Origin of the sequence: Phytohabitans aurantiacus, from assembly GCF_027923225.1 — a bacterium.
GTDB classification, from domain to species: domain Bacteria; phylum Actinomycetota; class Actinomycetes; order Mycobacteriales; family Micromonosporaceae; genus Phytohabitans; species Phytohabitans aurantiacus.
Genome location: NZ_BSDI01000040.1, coordinates 40,755 through 59,140 on the forward strand (window position 1 = coordinate 40,755; position 18,386 = coordinate 59,140).

Sequence of the window (18,386 nt, forward strand, 5' to 3'; positions counted from 1 at the left end):
TGTGGGAACTACGCAGAGCGGCGAACACACACGTCGTGGCGAATGCGTCCGGGCGGTGAACACAGCTTCCGCCTCGATATCGACCCGAACGATCTGACGCTCAATGAACTCGATCTCTGGTACCCCGGTGTCGACCGCATCACCGTTCGGCTGTCCACATCAGATAGGAAATACAGCCTGACGGTTCCACCAGGTGAGCATGGCTCGATTTCCATCGACGGCCGCGAGGCGGCCCGGGTCTACCACCGGGTCGGTGACCCGCAGAACGGCGACTGCCAGGTGAGCGCCTACCTTGAGCCCACACCGACGGTGTCGCGCTGGGTCGTCACGCTTACCGCCGATGACATCGTGGACGGGCGCATGCACGGCTGGATCGAGCGGGATGGCGCCTGCCGCGGCTGCCAGACGCGATTCACGGAGGCGGACGCCGACCCTCGTACGACGCTCGGCTCGATCGCCAACGGCCGCCGCACGTTCGTGGTCGCGGCCTACGACAGCCATCACGCGGACCGCCCACCGGCCCGCTTCAGCAGCTCCGGTCCCACTCGGGACGGGCGGGGTGTGCCGTTGATCGCCGCACCGGGAGTCCTCGTCCTCGGCCCGCGTTCGCGTCCGCGCGGGTCCACGCCGGGCCCGGCATACGTCAGGATGTCCGGCACCAGCATGGCAGCCCCTGCGGTCACCGCCACCGTGGCGATGCTCTTTGAGGCCGCTGGACGCAAGCTCAGCATCGAGGAGACCCGGCTGGCGGTCCTGGCCAGCTGCGATCCGCCCGCCGAGAACGCGGACCGCGACCGTCTCGGCAACGGCTACCTCAATCCTGTGGCGGCCACGCGCCGCCTGGCCACGGGCTTCGGTACCTCCGTAGCGAGCGAGGTCGCCGATGCGTCATACGCACACCTCCCGGTCGCGGTCGTCGGCGGCGGATTCGCCGGACTCGCCGCCGCCTGGCACCTGACCAGGACCGGCTTTCCCGTCACCGTCTTCGAGGCTTCCGGACGGCTCGGCGGCCGCGTCCGCACAGATGCGGATCTGGTGCCCGGAAAGGTCCTGGAGGCCGGCGCCGAGCTCATCGGCGACAACCACCCGACGTGGCATCGCCTGGCTGCGACTTTCGGGCTGCACCTTCAACCTCTTGGCCGCTCGGGACCGGCCCGAACCCGCCTCGGCAACCACTTCCTCACCCCCAAACAGGTGGCGGACGCCGAGCGCCAGATCACCCGCGTGCAGACGCTCATCGGCCGGGAGGCGCAGGCGGTGCCGTTTGACCAGCCCTGGACCGCACCGGATGCGGCGGGCCTCGACGCCCTCTCCGTCGCGGACCGCCTCAGCCGGCCCGACATGTTCGGTCGGACCGGGACCATTGCCCGGCGGCTGTTCGACCTCGTCGCCGCCAACGACCAGTGCGCGCCGGTCGCCGAGCAGAGCTACCTCGGACTCCTAGCCGCGGTCCGGGCGCACACTATCGACGGCAACGTCCGCGGGTACTGGACGCGCACGGAGACGCGCCGCTGCAAAGGCGGCAACGAACAACTCGCCACGCACCTCGCAAAAAGCCTGCCTGACGTCAGGCTGAACACACCGGTCAGCAGCATCGAGATCCACTCCGACGGCGCCCGACTCACATACGAGGGCGACGGCGTGTGCACCTCAGCACCCTTCGCTTACGTCGTACTGGCACTACCACCCGCCGTGTGGCCCTCAATCCACTCGAACCCGCCGTTCACACCGGCCGACTTCACCATCCGCCACGGGCCCGCGGTGAAGTTCATCGGCGCATTCACCTCCAACCACTGGGGATCGCCGAATGTGCTCTGGGACCAGGTGGGCAGCGTCTGGGAAGGCACCGACAACCAGCGCCAGCCAAAGAACGGCTTCGCCCTGTCGACGTACTCCGGCGACGGGCTGGTACTGGACGCCGCCCACTACCCTCATCGCCTTGAAGAGATCTTCCCCGGCTACCGCAAAAGGCTGACAGCGCGGCTGTTCGCCGACTGGCCGAACGAGCGGTGGATCGGCACCGGATACGCCAACCCCGCCCTTGGTCAGGTCACCACGGTCCTCAGGAATCTCAGCCGGCCGTACCAGGGCCGCCTGTTCTTCGCCGGCGAGCAAACCTCACCCGGCTTCTTTGGCTACATGGAAGGCGCCCTCCAGTCCGGCAACCGAGCAGCCGAGCTCATCACCGCCGCAGCGTGTGATCCCCACCGGCCTCCATACGCTCCAACGGAAGGAGAAGATGTCGTGCGTGGTCCTGCGGGCCTCATCACCGGGCCGACCAGTGACAGCGAACACCTCACGCCCGCACAACTCTTCGACGCATTCGCCGCAGGCACAGGTCAGATCCCAGGCCCGATCGCTGCCACCTTGTCACTGGTCGCCGGACCCCGGGCCACCCGCCTGCCGGCGCTGCGTCCAGGGGATTTGATGCTGACCCGCGGCCGCGGGAGCCCATTCGCGGCGGTCGCCGTTGTGGCGACGCCGACGCTGCGGGTACGGGAGGCACTAACCCCGGCAGGGTATGTCGTTGACTCCCCTCTGCCTGGCCGATATGTCCACGTGATGGCCATGGGGCCGCACCGCCAGGCCCGGCGGGTGACCGACCCGGTAGGTGTCGTCCTCGACCATGTCATGATCCTGCGACCCCAAGCGCCACAAGAACTGTCCACCGAGGACGCCCAAACCCAGGAACGCTGGACTTCCACGGAGGCACAGGTGCGGTTCCGTGAGGCGGTCCTTGACGCGCACATCGCCCGCCAAGCACGACGGCGAGGCTCACCCGGCCGCGACCTCGGCCCGGAGGAACTCGCTCCGGTCGCGGGCACCGAGATCAGCATGCGACGCGACGCTGCACAAGCGGCCGGGCGGATGCTGGCGGCGGCCAACACCGCACTCACCGCCGCACACGCCGCCGGCGACGCAGACGCAGGCCACACGGTACGGGTTACCGCGTCCAGCGGCTACCGGGACCGCTCTCACCAAACGCGACTGTGGCGGAAGTACTTCACCAGCTACTACGACGACACCCGACAGGCACGCGACGCGCTACCCGGCGGCCCACACAGTGATGCCGCAGTGGGCTACCTGCTCGAGGTCTTCCGCATCCCGGCACGCATCGCCGCGCCAGGCTACAGCAACCACCAGAACGGCATCGCGATCGACCTGATGCAGGAACGGACCAAAGGACACGGCATCCGCAACTCCACCGCCGCTCCCGCGGTACAGGCATGGCGGACCACATGGCTATACCGATGGCTCAGGGCTAATGCCGCCTCGTTCGGCTATTCACCATACGAGCGGGAGCCGTGGCACTGGGAACACCGTCCAGCAGAAAGCTGATGAGCCTGAATCATCGGGAGTTGTTGCAGCTCATGGCCGATGGTCAGCCCACGCCAGCACGAACGCGGTCCGGCATCAGCTCGCACAGCAGCCGGTACTCTCGCTGTCCAAGTCCTCGGGAACCTCGGCTTCAGGGACGCGGATGGCGGAGTACCTCCAAAAGACCGGTATCCCGACAGAGGCCGACGACGAAGGGGCTGCCGCAGCCGAACATGAGAGGCGGCGTCGCCGGGTCGACGGCAGTGCGCGTCGTCACAAAGGGTCGACCGCGTCCGAGCGGCTCGGACTCAAGATCGACAGGATGATGCAGCAGGGCAGGCCCATCTTCGTGCTGCTCTGCGGCGCACACCTGCCGCTGCTGCTCAACCAGTGTCCGTACGAGGTCGTGAAGCGGTCGCGTATGCCGCCGTCGACATTCGTGAGCCTGCTGTACGAGGCGATGAGTGGCGCCAACGCGAGCCCGCTCATCCGTCGAGGTCTACAAGCGAACGGCGAGCAGCCTCCTTGCTGCTGGCGTCCGTGGTCGCGGCGGTGCTTCTCGTGATCGACACCGCCTACTGGATCGCCACTGCAGCAAGACGATGAGCAGAAACGCCTAGCCCGCCGGCTCGCCCAGGACGGCCACCCGCAACTACGTGACCTGGCAGACAGAGTCGCCGCCAACGGGCTCGGCCGAGAGCAAGAAACAATGCATCACCTCATACCGAGATCAGTCGCCCACCTGGCAGACCTGGAAATTGCCGCACACGGGCAGTGACTCCACGTAGCGCTGTGGTACCGACGGCGCTGGAAAGCGCTGGCATGTTTGTCGATCAACTTCTGCAGGCTGAGCCAGCGGCAAACCATCTCGTGCTCGGCGTTCGGCGGATTCGGTTTCCGTCCGGGTAATCGTGCGGCACTGCGGCTGAGCAACCCCTTGAGCTGGCCTCACCTGCCCCACCGCTGACCAGCCGTAACACGGCCGGTGGTCGCAACGTGGTCGCACCCGAACACGATCATGATGATCTCAAGGCCGTTTGTCGATCCTAGGAGGACGTCATGAGACCCAACCCGAATCGCGGCCGCGTGTACCGACGCTGCGGCTGCCGCGATACCAACGGCCAGCAACTGGGCGCCCGCTGCCCACAACTGGCCAACCCGCGACACGGAAGCTGGGCTTTCGCCGTAGACATGCCGTCACCCGACGGCAAGCGCAAGACCATGCGCCGCAGCGGCTACGACACCCGCGCCGACGCCCGCACGGCACTGGGCAGGTGCTGGAATGCGAACGCGCCGGCGTCTACCTCGACGACACCCAGACCGTCGCCGACTACCTGATCGGCTGGCTGGACGCCAAGGCATGGCAGCTCAAGCCGACCACCGTGGCCCGCTATCGCGACTATCTGCACAACGATCTGCTGCCGGCCTTCGGTGCGGTTTCGCCTCGAACGCCTGACGCACCAACATGTCGACCGGTTCGTGCGGACCCAGCTTGCCGCAGGCCGCGGCCCGGTCACCCTACGCCGCTGCATCGCCACACTGTCCAACGCGCTCAACGACGCTATCCGCCAACGCCGACTAACCCACAACGCAGCCCGCTACACCGCCATCCCACTCCCACACCGCGCCGAACGTCCATGTTGGACCATCGAGGAAACCGTCGCATTCCTGCGCTACTGCCGCCAGGTCGACGACCCCCTCACCGAGCTCTTCGAGGTGCTGATCTGTACGGGCATGCGCAAAGGCGAAGCGCTCGGCCTGCACTGGGCCGACGTCGACCTGCAAGCCCGGCTGCTATTCGTCCGACACACCCTCGTCGCCGTCGACAACAGCCGCTTGGTGCTCAGCACGCCGAAGACGCCCGGCAGCCGCGACTGGATCGCGTTGTCCAGCCGAGCCGTCGCCGCGCTACGCCGCTGCGCCAGACGTCAGCGCGCCACAGCCATCACCGGCAGGGCATCCAACGACCGGGGACTCGTCTTCTGCCGGCCTGAAGGGCAGCCGATCCGCCCCGAGCGCGTGCTGCGCCGCTTCTACGAGCTGGCTGAGGCGGCGGGTGTGCCGCGGATCCGGGTCCACGACTTACGTCACCTGGCCGCCACCATCATGATCGCGTCCGGAGTTCCGCTGGCCATGGTGTCTAAGACCTTGCGGCACTCCACTTTTTCGACCACCGTTGACATCTACGGCCACCTGACCCGCCAAGCCGCACAGGGCGCAGTCGATGCCACCGCCACCGCATTGGAGGCTGCCGAACGCACGGCAAGAGGCACACCGCCAGGACGACGCTCGCATGCGACCATACTGCGACCATAATCGGCCCTTATACATAACCGCTGATATACCACGCACGGCATATCAGCAGCTCAAGCCATGTCGGGACGGCCGGATTCGAACCGACGCCCCCTTGACCCCCAGTGGCCCAGCGGCATGCTCGCGCACGTTTGCCCAGGTCGTCTGAAGCATAAACCGGCCGAGTAAAGGAGTCATCGCCACGCTCCGAGACTGACCGCGCCTGAGGTGCCGCGAGAACCCAGCGTGTGCTTACCTGCCCGGACCGTCGGGACTTCTGGCCCTGCGCGGCCGCGCCGGCACGCGGCAGTGTGGTGCCAGGAAGAGCTCGCGCCGACCTGGTGACGGGCCAGCGTGGAAGGCGGTGAGGGCGATGGCGTTTCCACGTGTCGCCGTCGGCGTGGCCGGCACCGCGACGTCCTGGCAGGCATTGGCCTGGGCCGCCGACGAGGCCGCCGCCACCGGCGGGCACCTGGTCATCTGCCACGGCTGCCCCGCCGAGTCCGTGCTCGGCCGGTATCCGGCCGCGGTGCCGATGGCTGTGCTCGAGCTGGCGGACCCGCCGCTGGCGCGCGCAGTTGCCGCGACCCGCGCCCGCCTGGGCGGCGAACGGGTCAGCGTGCGCATCCGTCCAGAGCACCACGCGGTCGCGCTGCTGGCCGACGCTGCCCGGGACGCGGATGTGCTGGTCCTCGGGGCGCCGAGCAGTAGGGGCTGGCGCGAGATCACGCACCGGCTGCTGGGTCACGTGCCCGTCCCGACGATAGTGGTGCGGCCGGTCACGGGTCCGGCTGGCCCGTTTGCCGGGCATGTCGTGGTCGGCGTCGACGGTTCCGAGCCTTCCGCGGGTGGACTGGAGCTCGCCTTCCGCTACGCGGCCACACACCGGGTGCCACTCGCCGCCGTGCACGCCACCGCCGACGCCCCCGATGACTTCTGGTTCGACGACACGATGCTGGAGGCACACTTCCCCGCCGAACCGGCCGGGCTGCGGCTGCTGGCCGAACAGGTCGAGCCGTGGACCCACAAGTACCCGGACGTGCGGGTCAAGCGAGCCGTGTACACCGGGCGAGCCCTGCCGGCCCTGCTTCGCGCCGCCGCTGGCGCTCGGCTGCTGGCGCTCGGCGCCCGCGGCCACGGCGTGGCGGCCCGCGTGCTGCTGGGCTCTGTCAGCCACGGCGTCGTCGACCAGGCCGGCGGCCCGGTCGCGGTCGTCCCATCCATGGGAGCACCACGATGAGCACCACCATCCAGCCACAGATCGATCTGCGCGAAGCGGTCACCGCCGCCATCAGGGCGCCGTCGATGCACAACAGCCAGCCGTGGCGGTTCCGGCTCCGAGAGGGCGGCATCGACGTGTACGCCGATCCGGCGCGGCGGCTGCCTGTTTCTGACCCATCCGGCTGGGCCACCCGTATCGCTTGCGGGGCGGCTATCTACAACCTGCGGCTCGCCTTTGCCGTGCAGGGAGCGCCGGCAGTGGTGGAGGTCCGTCCGGACCTGACCGATCCGGATCTGATGGCACGGGTACGGCCGGGGCCGGCACGCCCAGCGACGCCTGCCGAGCGCGACCAGTATGCGGCCATCTGGCGCCGGCACAGCAACCGGCTGCCGTTCTGGCCGGACCCGGTACCGGGTGATGCTCGTGCCCGTCTGATCGCAGCGGCCCGCGCGGAGGCCGCTTGGCTGGAACTGCTCATCGGGCCCGGACCGCTCGCGGCGGTGAGCGAGATCGCGCATGCCGCCCATCGCGTCCTGCACCGCGACCCCGAATACGCGACCGAACTGACCGACTGGACCCGGCACGCCGCAGCGCCCGACGGGGTGCCCGCCGCGGCCGGCGGGCCCAGTCCGGAACCCACCGACCTGCTGCCCGGCCGCCCGTTCGGTAGCCGACCGCGCGCCGCCGGCCGGGATTTCGAGGCCGACCCGCTGGTCGCGGTGCTGGGTACCGCGTCGAATTCGCCCAGCGACCAGATCCGGGCCGGTCAGGCGCTGCAGGCGGTGCTGCTGACCGTCACGGACGCCGGCCTGGCCGCGTCCATGCACTCGCAGCCGATCGAGGTGCCCGCTGCCCGCGAACGCCTGCGCACCGCACTTGGCCGGTTCGGCACGCCGCAGATGGTGCTGCGCATCGGGTACGGCCAACCGGGCTACCCCACCCCGCGGCGCGACCCCGCTGACGTCATCGAACCCTGAACCGGAAAGGGGACGTCCATGTTGGACACTGTCGTGCGCCCGGCCACGGAGGCCGAGCCGATCGCGGCGCCGATCGAGTTCGCCGGCCCGGAACCGGTGCTGCTGGTACCGGTCGTCAGCGGCGGGGCGAAGCCGCGCCCGGTCGGTGCCTTCGTAGTCGCTGGCGGGCGGGTCCGCTACCGCCCCGTGCTCGACGTGGGCGAGTTGGCCGCCGCCGCGCTCGCCGCGGTGACGATCGTCGGTGCGGCGGTCGCCGTAACCCGCCGGCGGACCCCGGTGGTCGGGGCCATCCGGATGGGACACGGCGGCTGGGTCAGTCTCAGAGGCTTCTCCCCCACCGGGCGAGGGCGGCCCCGGTGGTGGCCGCAGCGGAACACCAGATCCGAAGGAGGACGCAGATGCGCGCGTCGGTCGTGACGAGCTTCGAGAAACCGTTGGAGATCAGGGACGTTCCGGTCCCCGAGCCGGGGCCCGGGCAGGTTCTGGTGCGCATCGAGGCCAGCGGCCTGTGCCACACCGATATCCACGCCGCACGCGGAGACTGGCCCGTCAAACCGTCCGTACCATTCACGCCGGGCCACGAAGGCGTGGGCATTGTGGAGCAGACCGGCGATGGGGTCACGTCTCCGGCGGTCGGTGACCGGGTCGCGATCCCGTGGCTGGGCTCGGCGTGCGGCACCTGCCAGTACTGCGTGAGCGGGTGGGAGACGCTGTGCGAGGCGCAGCGCAACACCGGCTACTCGATCGACGGCGCGCACGCGGAGTACGCGGTCGCGTCGGCCCGGTACGTGGTGCCGGTGCCCGACGGCGTGGACCCGTTCGCGGCGGCGCCGCTGACCTGTGCGGGCGTGACCACCTACAAGGCCGTCAAGGTGGCCGGGGTCCAGCCGGGTGAGCGCGTGGCGATCTTCGGCGTTGGTGGGCTTGGACATCTGGCTCAGCAGTACGCGCAGATCTTCGGTGGTGAGACGGTGGCCGTCGACGTGACCGAGGAGAAGCTGCGGCTGGCCGCCTCGCTGGGCGCGACCGAGCTGGTCAACGCCGCGACGACTGACCCGGTAGCGGCCATCCAGTCGCTGGGCGGCGTCGATGTGGCGGTGGTGCTCGCCGCCGAGCCGAAGGTGCTGGAGCAGGCGCACGCCTCGCTGCGCCGCGGCGGCCGGCTGGTGCTGGTGTCGCTTCCCAAGGACAACGCGATGCGGTTGCCGATCTTCGAGACGGTCCTGAAGGGAATCTCGGTGATCGGATCGATCGTCGGCACACGCGACGACCTTGCCACGGTGTTCAAGCTGCACGCTGCCGGACGGACCAAGGTGATTTACGAGGTACGCAAGCTCGACGAGATCAACACGGCGATCGACGACGTACTCGCCAGCCGGGTGCCGGCCCGTTTGGTGCTACAGCCCTGACCGTCCGGGACCAACGGCCCTAACCCCGATCCCCAGCCTCCCGCAGGCTGGGGATCGGCGATTACCGAGCACGGTATCCGGACCTGGGAGAGGCTGACCGTATGGACACGACGCTGGACACCGCCGCACCGCTGACCGGGGAGGAGCTGCGCCGTCTGGACGCCTACTGGCGGGCGGCCAACTACCTCACCATCGGGCAGATCTACCTGCTCGACAACCCGCTGCTGCGGGAACCGCTCGCGCCCGAACACATCAAGCCACGCCTACTCGGGCATTGGGGCACCAGCCCCGGGCTGAACCTGATCTACGTACACCTCAACCGCGCCATCGTAGCGCGCGACCTGTCCGCGATCTACGTGACCGGGCCGGGCCACGGCGGCCCGGCGCTGGTCGCGAACACCTGGCTGGAAGGCACCTACAGCGAGCTGTACCCGTCGGTGTCCCGCGACGAGGCCGGCATGGCCCGGCTGTTCCGCCAGTTCTCGTTCCCCGGCGGCATCCCCAGCCACGTCGCGCCGGAGGTGCCCGGCTCGATCCACGAGGGCGGCGAACTCGGATACTCCCTGATGCACGCATACGGCGCCGCGTTCGACAACCCCGACCTGCTGGTCGCCTGCGTCATCGGCGACGGCGAGGCCGAGACCGGCCCGCTCGCCGCCAGCTGGCTCTCCAACGTGTACCTCAACCCGGCCCGGGACGGTGCGGTGCTGCCCATCCTGCACCTCAACGGGTACAAGATCGCCAACCCGACCGCGCTGGACCGGATCCCGCCCGACGACCTCATCGCGATGCTGCGCGGCTTCGGGTACGAGCCCTACGTGGTCTCGGGCGACGATCCCGACACCGTGCACCAACAGTTCGCCGGCACCCTCGACAAGGCCCTCGATGAGATCGCCGGCATCCAGCGGCACGCCCGCACCACCGGCGACGGCACCCGCCCCCGCTGGCCGGTCATCGTGCTGCGCACCCCCAAGGGCTGGACCGGCCCGCGCGAGGTCGACGGCGTGCGGGTGGAGGGCACGTTCCGGTCACACCAGGTACCCCTGTCGGCGGTCCGCGACAACCCCGACCACCTGCGCCAACTGGAGGCATGGCTGCGCTCGTACCGGCCAGAGGAGCTGTTCGACGCGACCGGCGCACCGATCGACGACCTCGCCGCCCTGCCACCGGCCGGTGACCGGCGGATGAGCGCGAACCCGCACGCCAACGGCGGCGTCGTACTGCGCGACCTGGTACTGCCGGACTTCCGCCAGTACGCCGTCGACGTACCCACGCCCGGCGAGCCGATGGCCGAGGCCACCCGCGTGTTCGGCACCTGGCTGCGCGACGTCATCCGGGCCAACCCCGACCGATTCCGGCTGTTCGGCCCGGACGAGGTCACCTCGAACCGGCTCGGCGCCGCCCTGGAGGTCACCGACCGGGCGTACACCGCGCAGATCCGCGACGGCGACGACCACCTCTCCCCCGACGGCCGGGTCATGGAGGTGCTGTCCGAGCACCTGTGCCAGGGCTGGCTCGAGGGGTACCTACTCACCGGCCGGCACGGCGTGTTCACCAGCTACGAGGCGTTCATCCACGTGGTCGACTCGATGGTCAACCAGCACGCCAAGTGGCTCAAGGTGACCCGGCACATCCCCTGGCGCCGGCCCCTGGCCTCGCTGAACTACCTGCTCTCCTCGCACGTGTGGCGCCAGGACCACAACGGCTTCTCCCACCAGGACCCCGGCTTCATCGACCACGTCGTCAACAAGAAGGCCGAAGTCGTCCGCGTGTACCTGCCGCCGGACGCCAACACGCTGCTGTCCACGATGGACCACTGCCTGCGCAGCCGGCACTACATCAACGTCGTCGTGGCCGGCAAGCAGCCCGCCCCCAGCTGGCTGACCATGGACGAGGCGATCCTGCACTGCCGGCGCGGCCTGGGCATCTGGGACTGGGCCAGCACCGACGCCGACGCCGAACCGGACGTCGTGCTCGCCTGCGCCGGCGACGTGCCCACCCTCGAAACGCTCGCCGCCGCCGACCTGCTGCGCCGGCACCTGCCCGACCTGAAGGTACGCGTGGTCAACGTCGTCGACCTGATGCGCCTGCAACCCGACAGCGAACACCCGCACGGGCTGCCCGACACCCAGTTCGACACCATCTTCACCACCGACAAACCGATCATCTTCGCCTACCACGGGTACCCGTGGCTGATCCACCGGCTCACCTACCGCCGCACCAACCACCGCAACCTGCACGTGCGCGGTTACAAGGAGGAAGGCACCACCACCACACCGTTCGACATGGTCATGCTCAACGACCTCGACCGGTACCACCTGGTCATCGACGTCATCGACCGGGTGCCAGGGCTCGGCGCGCGCGCCGCCCACCTGCGCCAGGCCATGGTCGACGCCCGCCAACAATGCCGCGACCACACCCGCCGGCACGGCGAAGACGCACCCGAGGTCACCGAATGGCGCTGGATCCGCGAGGAGGCCGAAACGACACCCTGACCGGACGGCAACGGGGTCCCCTGCCGCGGCGGGGGACCCCGTTGCCGTTGCTGTTGCCGTCACAGGTCGAGAAGGCGGGACCGGGTGGCTTGTAAGCGCTCGACGACCACCTGAACGAACCGGCGGTGAGCTCGAACCCCAGAGCCGGGTCCTCCGCGCACAGTCGGTAGATGCCCTTGCCGTCCAGCTCGACGGTGAGCGTGGGCTCGACAGCGGTGGCGCCGAAGTGCCACCGGTACGGCGGGAACAGCCAGGACCAGCCCAGCACGCTGCCGCCGCCGAGCGTCTCGACCACGACCCGGCCGCGGCCCGGCACCTCCGTATCCAGCTCGACGGCGCCGTCCCGGATCAGCCAGAACCGGTCAGCCACCCCACCCTCGGAGAAGATCCGGGTGCCGGCGTGGAAGGACGAACGGCGGCCCCACAGCGCCAGCCGGTCCAGGTGCTGGCGGGACATGCCATGCAGGAACGGGTGCCCGGCCAGCAGGTCGTACGCGGTCGTAATCATGGCGACACCTCCTGTTTCGTACCAGCACACCAGGTCCACGCACGGGTGTTCAGGGTCACCGGTCCCGGCCGACTAGGGCCTTCCGGCCCTGCCCGCGCGGCGGCCCTCACCGCGAATCTTGATCCCGTGGATGCTTTGGACCTGGCACGGTGGCAGTTCGGTGTCACCACCGTTTACCACTTCCTCTTCGTGCCGATCACCATCGGCCTGTCGGCTCTCGTCGCCGGCCTGCAAACGGCATGGGTGCGCACCGGCGACGAACGGTGGCTGCGGCTGACGAAGTTCTACGGCAAGTTACTGCTGATCAATTTCGCGATGGGCGTGGTGACCGGCATCGTGCAGGAGTTCCAGTTCGGCATGAACTGGAGCGACTACTCGCGCTTCGTCGGCGACATCTTCGGCGCGCCCCTGGCCATCGAGGCGCTGCTGGCGTTCTTCCTCGAATCCACCTTCCTCGGACTGTGGATCTTCGGCTGGGACAAGCTGCCGAAGAAGGTGCACCTGGCCTGCATCTGGGCCGTGGCCATCGGCACGCAGCTATCCGCGTACTTCATCCTCGCCGCCAACTCGTGGATGCAGAACCCGGTCGGCTACCGGTTCAACCCCGACACCGGCCGCGCCGAGCTCACCGACTTCGCCGCCGTGCTGACCAACAAGGTGACGCTGGTGACGTACCCGCACACGGTCGCGGGCTGCTTCCTGGTCGCCGGCGCGCTCATGCTCGCCATCGCACTGTGGCACCTGGTCCGCAACGGCGCCGAGGAGTTCCGGCCGGCGCTGCGCCTTGGCGCGTGGGTGACCATGGTCGCCGCGCTCGCCACGCTCGTCACCGGCGACATCCAAGGCAAGATCATGACGGATGTGCAGCCAATGAAGATGGCCGCCGCCGAAGGGCTGTACGAGACCGAGCGGTCCGCCGGGCTCTCGGTGTTCACGATCGGCTCGCTGGACGGCAGCCGCGAGGTGTACGCGCTGAAGATTCCCGGACTGCTCTCGTGGCTCGGCCAGGGCGATGTCAACGCCGCCGTCGAGGGGGTCAACGACCTGCAGGCCCGGTACTCCGCCCAGTACGGCGCCGGCTCCTACACCCCGATCATCCCGGTCACGTACTGGAGCTTCCGGCTGATGATCGGGTTCGGGCTGCTCACCGCGCTGGTCGCCGCCTGGGCGCTGTGGACCCATCGCAAGGGCCGCCGGCCCACCTCGCGGTGGCTGGTGCGGGCCGGCATCGTGCTGCCGCTGCTGCCGCTGGCCGCGAACGCGTTCGGCTGGATCTTCACCGAGATGGGCCGGCAACCGTGGATCGTGTTCGGCGAGATGCTCACCCGCGACGGCGTCTCGCGCACCGTCTCCGCGAGCGAGGTGGTGACCTCGCTGGCCGGCTTCACCCTCCTGTACGGACTCCTCGCCGTCGTCGAGGTGAAGCTGCTGCTGCGCTTCATCAGGCCCGGCCTGCCCGATCCGGCACCGCCACCGGAGACCGACACCGACGACCGCCCGCTCGCGTTCGCGTACTAGGAGAAGCGCCGTGGACCTCTCGACCATCTGGTTCATCCTCATCGCGATCCTCTTCACCGGCTACTTCGTGCTGGAGGGCTTCGACTTCGGCGTCGGCATCCTGCTGCCCCTGCTCGGCCGCGACGACCGGCAGCGCCGCGTGCTCATCAACACCATCGGCCCGGTCTGGGACGGCAACGAGGTGTGGGTTCTCACGGCGGGCGGGGCGATGTTCGCGGCGTTCCCGGAGTGGTACGCCACCCTGTTCTCCGGCTTCTACCTGCCGCTGCTGTTGATCCTCGTCGCGCTCATACTGCGCGGCGTGGCCTTCGAGTACCGCGGCAAGCGCGACGATCCACAGTGGAAGTCATGGTGGGACAGGGCCATCTTCTTCGGCTCCCTGCTGCCCGCGCTGCTGTGGGGCGTAGCCTTCGGCAACATCGTGCGCGGGGTTCGGCTGGACGCCACCCACGAGTACGTCGGCGGTTTCTGGGCGCTGCTGAACCCGTATGCGCTGCTGGGCGGTCTGGTCACCTTGAGCCTGTTCACCACGCACGGTGCGGTGTTCCTGGCGCTGAAGACCACCGGCGAGATACGCGAGCGTGCCAACGTGCTCGCAGGCCGCACCGGCCTGGCCGCCGCGGCGCTCGCGGTGGGGTTCCTGGCCTGGACACTGTTCGGCGTACGCGGTGGGGCGGCGGCGGCGGTCCTGGCCATGTTCGCTGCCCTCGCCTTGGTCGGCGGGCTGGCCGCCAACCTGGTACGGCGTGAGGGCTGGGCCTTCGCGGGCACCGCCGCCGCCATCGCGCTCGCCGTGGCGTGCTTGTTCGCCGCGCTTTTCCCGGACGTGTTGCCGTCCATCGTGGACCCCGCGAACAGCCTCACCGTCGACAACGCGTCGTCGACCTCGTACACGCTGAAGATCATGACCTGGGTCGCTGTCGTGTTCACCCCGATCGTGCTGGCCTACCAGGGCTGGACGTACTGGGTCTTCCGCAAGCGGATCGGCGTCGACCACATCCCGCAGGCATAGGAAAGGACGGTCGTGATGGCGAAGTACGTCTTCGACTTCACCGAGGGCAACAAGGAGCTCAAGGATCTGCTGGGTGGCAAGGGCGCCAATCTGGCCGAGATGACCCGGCTCGGGCTGCCGGTGCCGCCGGGGTTCACCATCAGCACCGAGGCGTGCCGGGAGTACCTGGCCACCGGCGCGGTGCCGGAGGGCCTGTTCGACGAGGTCAACCGGCAGCTGCTGCACGTCGAGGCGCGCATGGGCCGCGCGCTCGGCGACCCGGCGGACCCGTTGCTGCTGTCGGTGCGTTCGGGTGGCAAGTTCTCCATGCCGGGGATGATGGACACCGTCCTGGACATCGGACTGACCGACGCCAGCGTCGCGGGTCTCGCCCAGCACTACGGTGGGGAGCGGTTCGCCTGGGACTCCTACCGGCGCCTGATCCAGATGTTCGGCAAGACGGTGTTTGGCGTGCCGGGCGAGGCGTTCGAGGAGGAACTGGCCGCGCACAAGGTGCACGCCGGCGTCAGGATCGATACTGAACTGACCGTCGCCGACCTGCGTCACCTGGTCGCGGCCTACCAGAAGATCCTTCAGGCGCACACCGGCCGCGAGTTCCCGCAGGATCCGCGCGAGCAGCTCCACCTGGCCATCCGGGCGGTCTTCACCTCCTGGAACAGTGAACGCGCGACGCTGTACCGCCGGCAGGAACGCATCCCGCACACCCTGGGTACGGCGGTGAACGTCATGGCGATGGTCTTCGGCAACCTGGGCTCCGACTCGGGCACGGGTGTCGCGTTCACCCGTGACCCGGCGACCGGCGCGCAGGGCGTGTACGGCGACTACCTCGCCAACGCGCAGGGCGAAGACGTGGTGGCCGGCATCCGCAACACCGTGCCCCTGCAGGACCTGGAACGGCTCGACAAGACCTCGTACGACGAGCTCATGTCGATCATGGCGACGCTGGAGGGCCACTACCGCGACCTGTGCGACATCGAGTTCACGATCGAGCGCGGCAAGCTGTGGATGCTCCAGACGCGGGTCGGCAAGCGCACCGCGGCGGCGGCTTTCATCATCGCCAGCCAGCTCGTCGACGAGGGGCTGATCGACCTCGACGAGGCGCTCCAGCGGGTCAACGGCGCACAGCTCGCGCAGCTGACGTTCCCGCGCTTCGACCTGTCGGGTGAGCCCGAGGCGCTGGCCAAGGGCATCGCGGCGTCGCCGGGAGCGGCGTACGGGAAGGCGGTGTTCGACTCCGCGCGCGCCGCCGAGGTGGCCGCGGGCGGCGAGCCGGTGATCCTGGTCCGGCGCGAGACCAACCCCGACGACCTGCCCGGCATGATCGCCGCGCAGGGCATCCTCACCAGCCGTGGCGGTAAGACCAGCCACGCGGCCGTGGTGGCCCGGGGCATGGGCAAGACGTGCGTGTGCGGGGCCGACGACCTCGAAGTGGACACCGCCGGCCGGAAGTTCACTGTGGACGGTCGTACGGTCAGCGAGGGTGACGTCATCTCGATCGACGGCACCAGTGGCTGCGTCTATCTCGGTGAGGTACCGGTGCGGCCGTCGGCCGTGGTGCGGTACTTCGAGGGCGAGGTCTCACCAGACGACGACGCGCTCGTGGCGGCGGTACACAGACTCGTCACGCACGCCGATGAAGCGCGGCGGCTGCGCGTTCGCGCGAACGCCGACACCGGGGAAGACGCGGCGCGTGCGCGGCGGTTCGGTGCCGAGGGGATCGGCCTGTGCCGCACCGAGCACATGTTCCTGGGTGACCGGCGCGAGCTCGTCGAGCGGCTGATCCTGGCCCGCACCGACGAGGAGCGGCAGGCGGCGCTGGACGGGCTGATGCCGTTGCAGCGCGCGGACTTCGTCGAGATCTTCCAGGCGATGGACGGCCTGCCGGTCACCGTGCGGCTGATCGACCCGCCGCTGCACGAGTTCCTGCCGGCGCTCGAAGACCTGGCGGTGCGCGTGGCGGTCGCGCATGAGCGCGGCGAAGACGCGGGCAAGGACGAGGCGCTGCTGGCCGCCGTCCGCCGCATGCACGAGCAGAACCCGATGCTCGGCCTGCGCGGCGTCCGGCTCGGCCTGGTGATTCCCGGCCTGTTCGGCATGCAGGTCCGCGCGATCGCGGAGGCCGCCGCCGAGTGCGCGCGCCAGGGCGGCACGCCGCGGCCGGAGATCATGGTGCCGCTCGTGGGCGCCGTGCAGGAGCTGGAGACGGTACGCGCGGAGGCGGAGCGGATCATCGCTGAGGCGGGCGTGTCCGGCATCCCGATCGGCACGATGATCGAGGTACCGCGAGCGGCCCTCACCGCCGACCAGATCGCCGAGGCGGCCGAGTTCTTCTCGTTCGGCACCAACGACCTGACCCAGATGGGCTGGGGGTTCTCCCGCGACGACGTCGAGGGCGCGTTCTTCCCCCGCTACCTGGAGTTGGGCATCTTCGGTGTGTCGCCGTTCGAGTCGATCGACCGCGACGGGGTCGGGCGGCTCGTGCGGATCGCCGTCGACGAGGGCCGGACCGCGCGTCCAGACCTCAAGATCGGCGTTTGTGGGGAGCACGGGGGCGACCCCGACTCCGTGCACTTCTTCGAAGACGCGGGCCTCGACTACGTGTCGTGCTCGCCATTCCGGGTGCCGGTGGCCCGACTGGAGGCCGGGCGCGCGTCCGTGCACTCCGACGGCTCCGACAGCCGCTAACCGCACGCCCCCGCCGGTCGTCCAGTGACGGCGGGGGCGTTCGTACGAAGTTCAGACGTCCAGGTCTTCCTCGATCGAGCGCAGCTGGTGGCGCGCCATCGCGAGGTTGGCACGGGCCTTGTTGAGGGCCAGGTAGATGAACAGGCCCTTGCCCGCGCGACCGGTCAGCGGCCGGATCAGGTGGTACTGGGTGTCAAGCGTGATCAGGATGTCCTCGATCGTCTCCTTCAGCGCCAGCAACTCCATGGCGCGCAGCTTGGCGCGCACCACGTCGGTGTTGCCGGCGGCGGCGACGGTGAGGTCGAGCTCCTTGCCGCCGCCGACGGTGCCGAGCGCCATCCCGCTCGTGTAGTCGACCAGCGCCACGCCGATCGCTCCGTCGATCTGCATCGCCTGCTTGAGGGCGGTGTCCATGTCGGCCATGCCAGGTTCCTTTCGGGTGAGATGTGAGTGCCGGACGTCAGGCCCGCTGGTTGAGAGTGGCCATCGGGGTGCGGGTAGCGAGTGGCCCGCCGTGGTGGGTGGATGCGGAGTCGGGTTGCGGCGGCGCTGCCGCGTAGACGTCGAGTAGCCGGCCAATGCGTTCCGCCGAACGTCGCGCCTCCAGGTGCAGTCGGGCCACGTTGGCGTGCGGATGCGCCAGCACCGTGAGCAGCGCGCCGCCGCCGGCGGCGTACGTGGCGATGTAACCGCCCGCGGCGCGCATCACGACTTCCATCAGCCCGCCCTGGCCGACCGTGGCCGCGAACCGCTGCCCCAGTCCCAAGGTCGTCGCGCACATCGCCGCTACGGTCTCGGCTTCGACAGCCGACCCGCCGTCCCGCAGGTCGCTCGCGATGAGCATGCCGTCGACGGCGGCCAGCACGGTGCCGGCCACGTCGGGCAGCCGGCGGCGGAGCGCGAGCAGTTCCGCCAGCGCGTCCATCTATTCCCCCCTTGTTTTATCGACC

15 protein-coding genes are annotated in these 18,386 nt (G+C 69.4%); 12 read left to right on the forward strand and 3 right to left on the reverse strand.

Annotated elements, in window-relative coordinates:
* Positions 1–42: 42 nt before the first annotated feature.
* The 9 genes from QMG73_RS31605 to QMG73_RS31645 all read left to right on the forward strand — a co-directional run bounded on the left by QMG73_RS31605 (position 43) and on the right by QMG73_RS31645 (position 11,713).
* Complete coding sequence (locus QMG73_RS31605; RefSeq protein ID WP_407676884.1) at positions 43–3,339, forward strand: FAD-dependent oxidoreductase; 3,297 nt, start codon at positions 43–45, stop codon at positions 3,337–3,339.
* Positions 3,340–3,481: 142 nt separating this feature from the next.
* Positions 3,482–3,883, forward strand: a complete 402-nt coding sequence (locus QMG73_RS31610; protein WP_281901764.1) for a hypothetical protein — start codon at positions 3,482–3,484, stop codon at positions 3,881–3,883.
* Positions 3,884–4,377: 494 nt separating this feature from the next.
* A complete protein-coding gene (locus tag QMG73_RS31615) occupies positions 4,378–4,656 on the forward strand; it encodes a hypothetical protein (RefSeq protein ID WP_281901766.1) in 279 nt (92 codons plus the stop codon).
* 93 nt (positions 4,657–4,749) lie between these two features.
* Complete coding sequence (locus tag QMG73_RS31620; RefSeq protein WP_281901768.1) at positions 4,750–5,634, forward strand: site-specific integrase; 885 nt, start codon at positions 4,750–4,752, stop codon at positions 5,632–5,634.
* 349 nt (positions 5,635–5,983) lie between these two features.
* Positions 5,984–6,850, forward strand: a complete 867-nt coding sequence (locus QMG73_RS31625) for a universal stress protein (protein WP_281901769.1) — start codon at positions 5,984–5,986, stop codon at positions 6,848–6,850.
* Positions 6,847–7,809 (forward strand): Acg family FMN-binding oxidoreductase, encoded by a 963-nt coding sequence (locus QMG73_RS31630; RefSeq protein ID WP_281901771.1) that lies wholly within the window; start codon positions 6,847–6,849, stop codon positions 7,807–7,809. The genes QMG73_RS31625 and QMG73_RS31630 overlap by 4 nt, the downstream gene beginning before the upstream one ends.
* A gap of 18 nt (positions 7,810–7,827) precedes the next feature.
* Entirely contained in the window at positions 7,828–8,226 is a 399-nt protein-coding gene (locus QMG73_RS31635; protein ID WP_281901773.1) for a hypothetical protein, read from the forward strand.
* Positions 8,208–9,218, forward strand: a complete 1,011-nt coding sequence (locus tag QMG73_RS31640; protein WP_281901774.1) for a zinc-dependent alcohol dehydrogenase — start codon at positions 8,208–8,210, stop codon at positions 9,216–9,218. The genes QMG73_RS31635 and QMG73_RS31640 overlap by 19 nt, the downstream gene beginning before the upstream one ends.
* A gap of 101 nt (positions 9,219–9,319) precedes the next feature.
* On the forward strand, positions 9,320–11,713 hold the full coding sequence (locus QMG73_RS31645; RefSeq protein ID WP_281901776.1) for a phosphoketolase family protein: 2,394 nt from the start codon (positions 9,320–9,322) through the stop codon (positions 11,711–11,713).
* Here the strand turns inward: QMG73_RS31645 and QMG73_RS31650 are convergent.
* Positions 11,667–12,221, reverse strand: a complete 555-nt coding sequence (locus QMG73_RS31650; RefSeq protein WP_281901777.1) for a cyclic nucleotide-binding domain-containing protein — start codon at positions 12,219–12,221, stop codon at positions 11,667–11,669. The genes QMG73_RS31645 and QMG73_RS31650 overlap by 47 nt on opposite strands.
* A 126-nt stretch (positions 12,222–12,347) precedes the next feature.
* On the opposite strand from QMG73_RS31650, the gene QMG73_RS31655 reads away from it, so the two are divergent.
* Genes QMG73_RS31655 through ppdK form a run of 3 tightly spaced genes read left to right on the forward strand, consistent with a single transcriptional unit; the run spans position 12,348 to position 17,436 of the window.
* A complete protein-coding gene (locus QMG73_RS31655) occupies positions 12,348–13,739 on the forward strand; it encodes a cytochrome ubiquinol oxidase subunit I (RefSeq protein WP_281901779.1) in 1,392 nt (463 codons plus the stop codon).
* Positions 13,740–13,749: 10 nt separating this feature from the next.
* Positions 13,750–14,751 carry a cytochrome d ubiquinol oxidase subunit II gene (gene cydB / locus QMG73_RS31660; protein WP_281901781.1) on the forward strand — a complete coding sequence of 334 codons (1,002 nt, stop codon included), beginning with the start codon at positions 13,750–13,752 and terminating at the stop codon, positions 14,749–14,751.
* Between the two features lie 15 nt (positions 14,752–14,766).
* A complete protein-coding gene (gene ppdK / locus QMG73_RS31665) occupies positions 14,767–17,436 on the forward strand; it encodes a pyruvate, phosphate dikinase (RefSeq protein ID WP_281901783.1) in 2,670 nt (889 codons plus the stop codon).
* Positions 17,437–17,487: 51 nt separating this feature from the next.
* On the opposite strand, the gene QMG73_RS31670 is transcribed toward ppdK, so the two are convergent.
* Complete coding sequence (locus tag QMG73_RS31670) at positions 17,488–17,859, reverse strand: hypothetical protein (protein ID WP_281901785.1); 372 nt, start codon at positions 17,857–17,859, stop codon at positions 17,488–17,490.
* A gap of 37 nt (positions 17,860–17,896) precedes the next feature.
* Positions 17,897–18,361, reverse strand: coding sequence for a roadblock/LC7 domain-containing protein (locus tag QMG73_RS31675; protein ID WP_281901787.1), 465 nt, complete (start codon positions 18,359–18,361; stop codon positions 17,897–17,899).
* Positions 18,362–18,386: the final 25 nt, after the last annotated feature.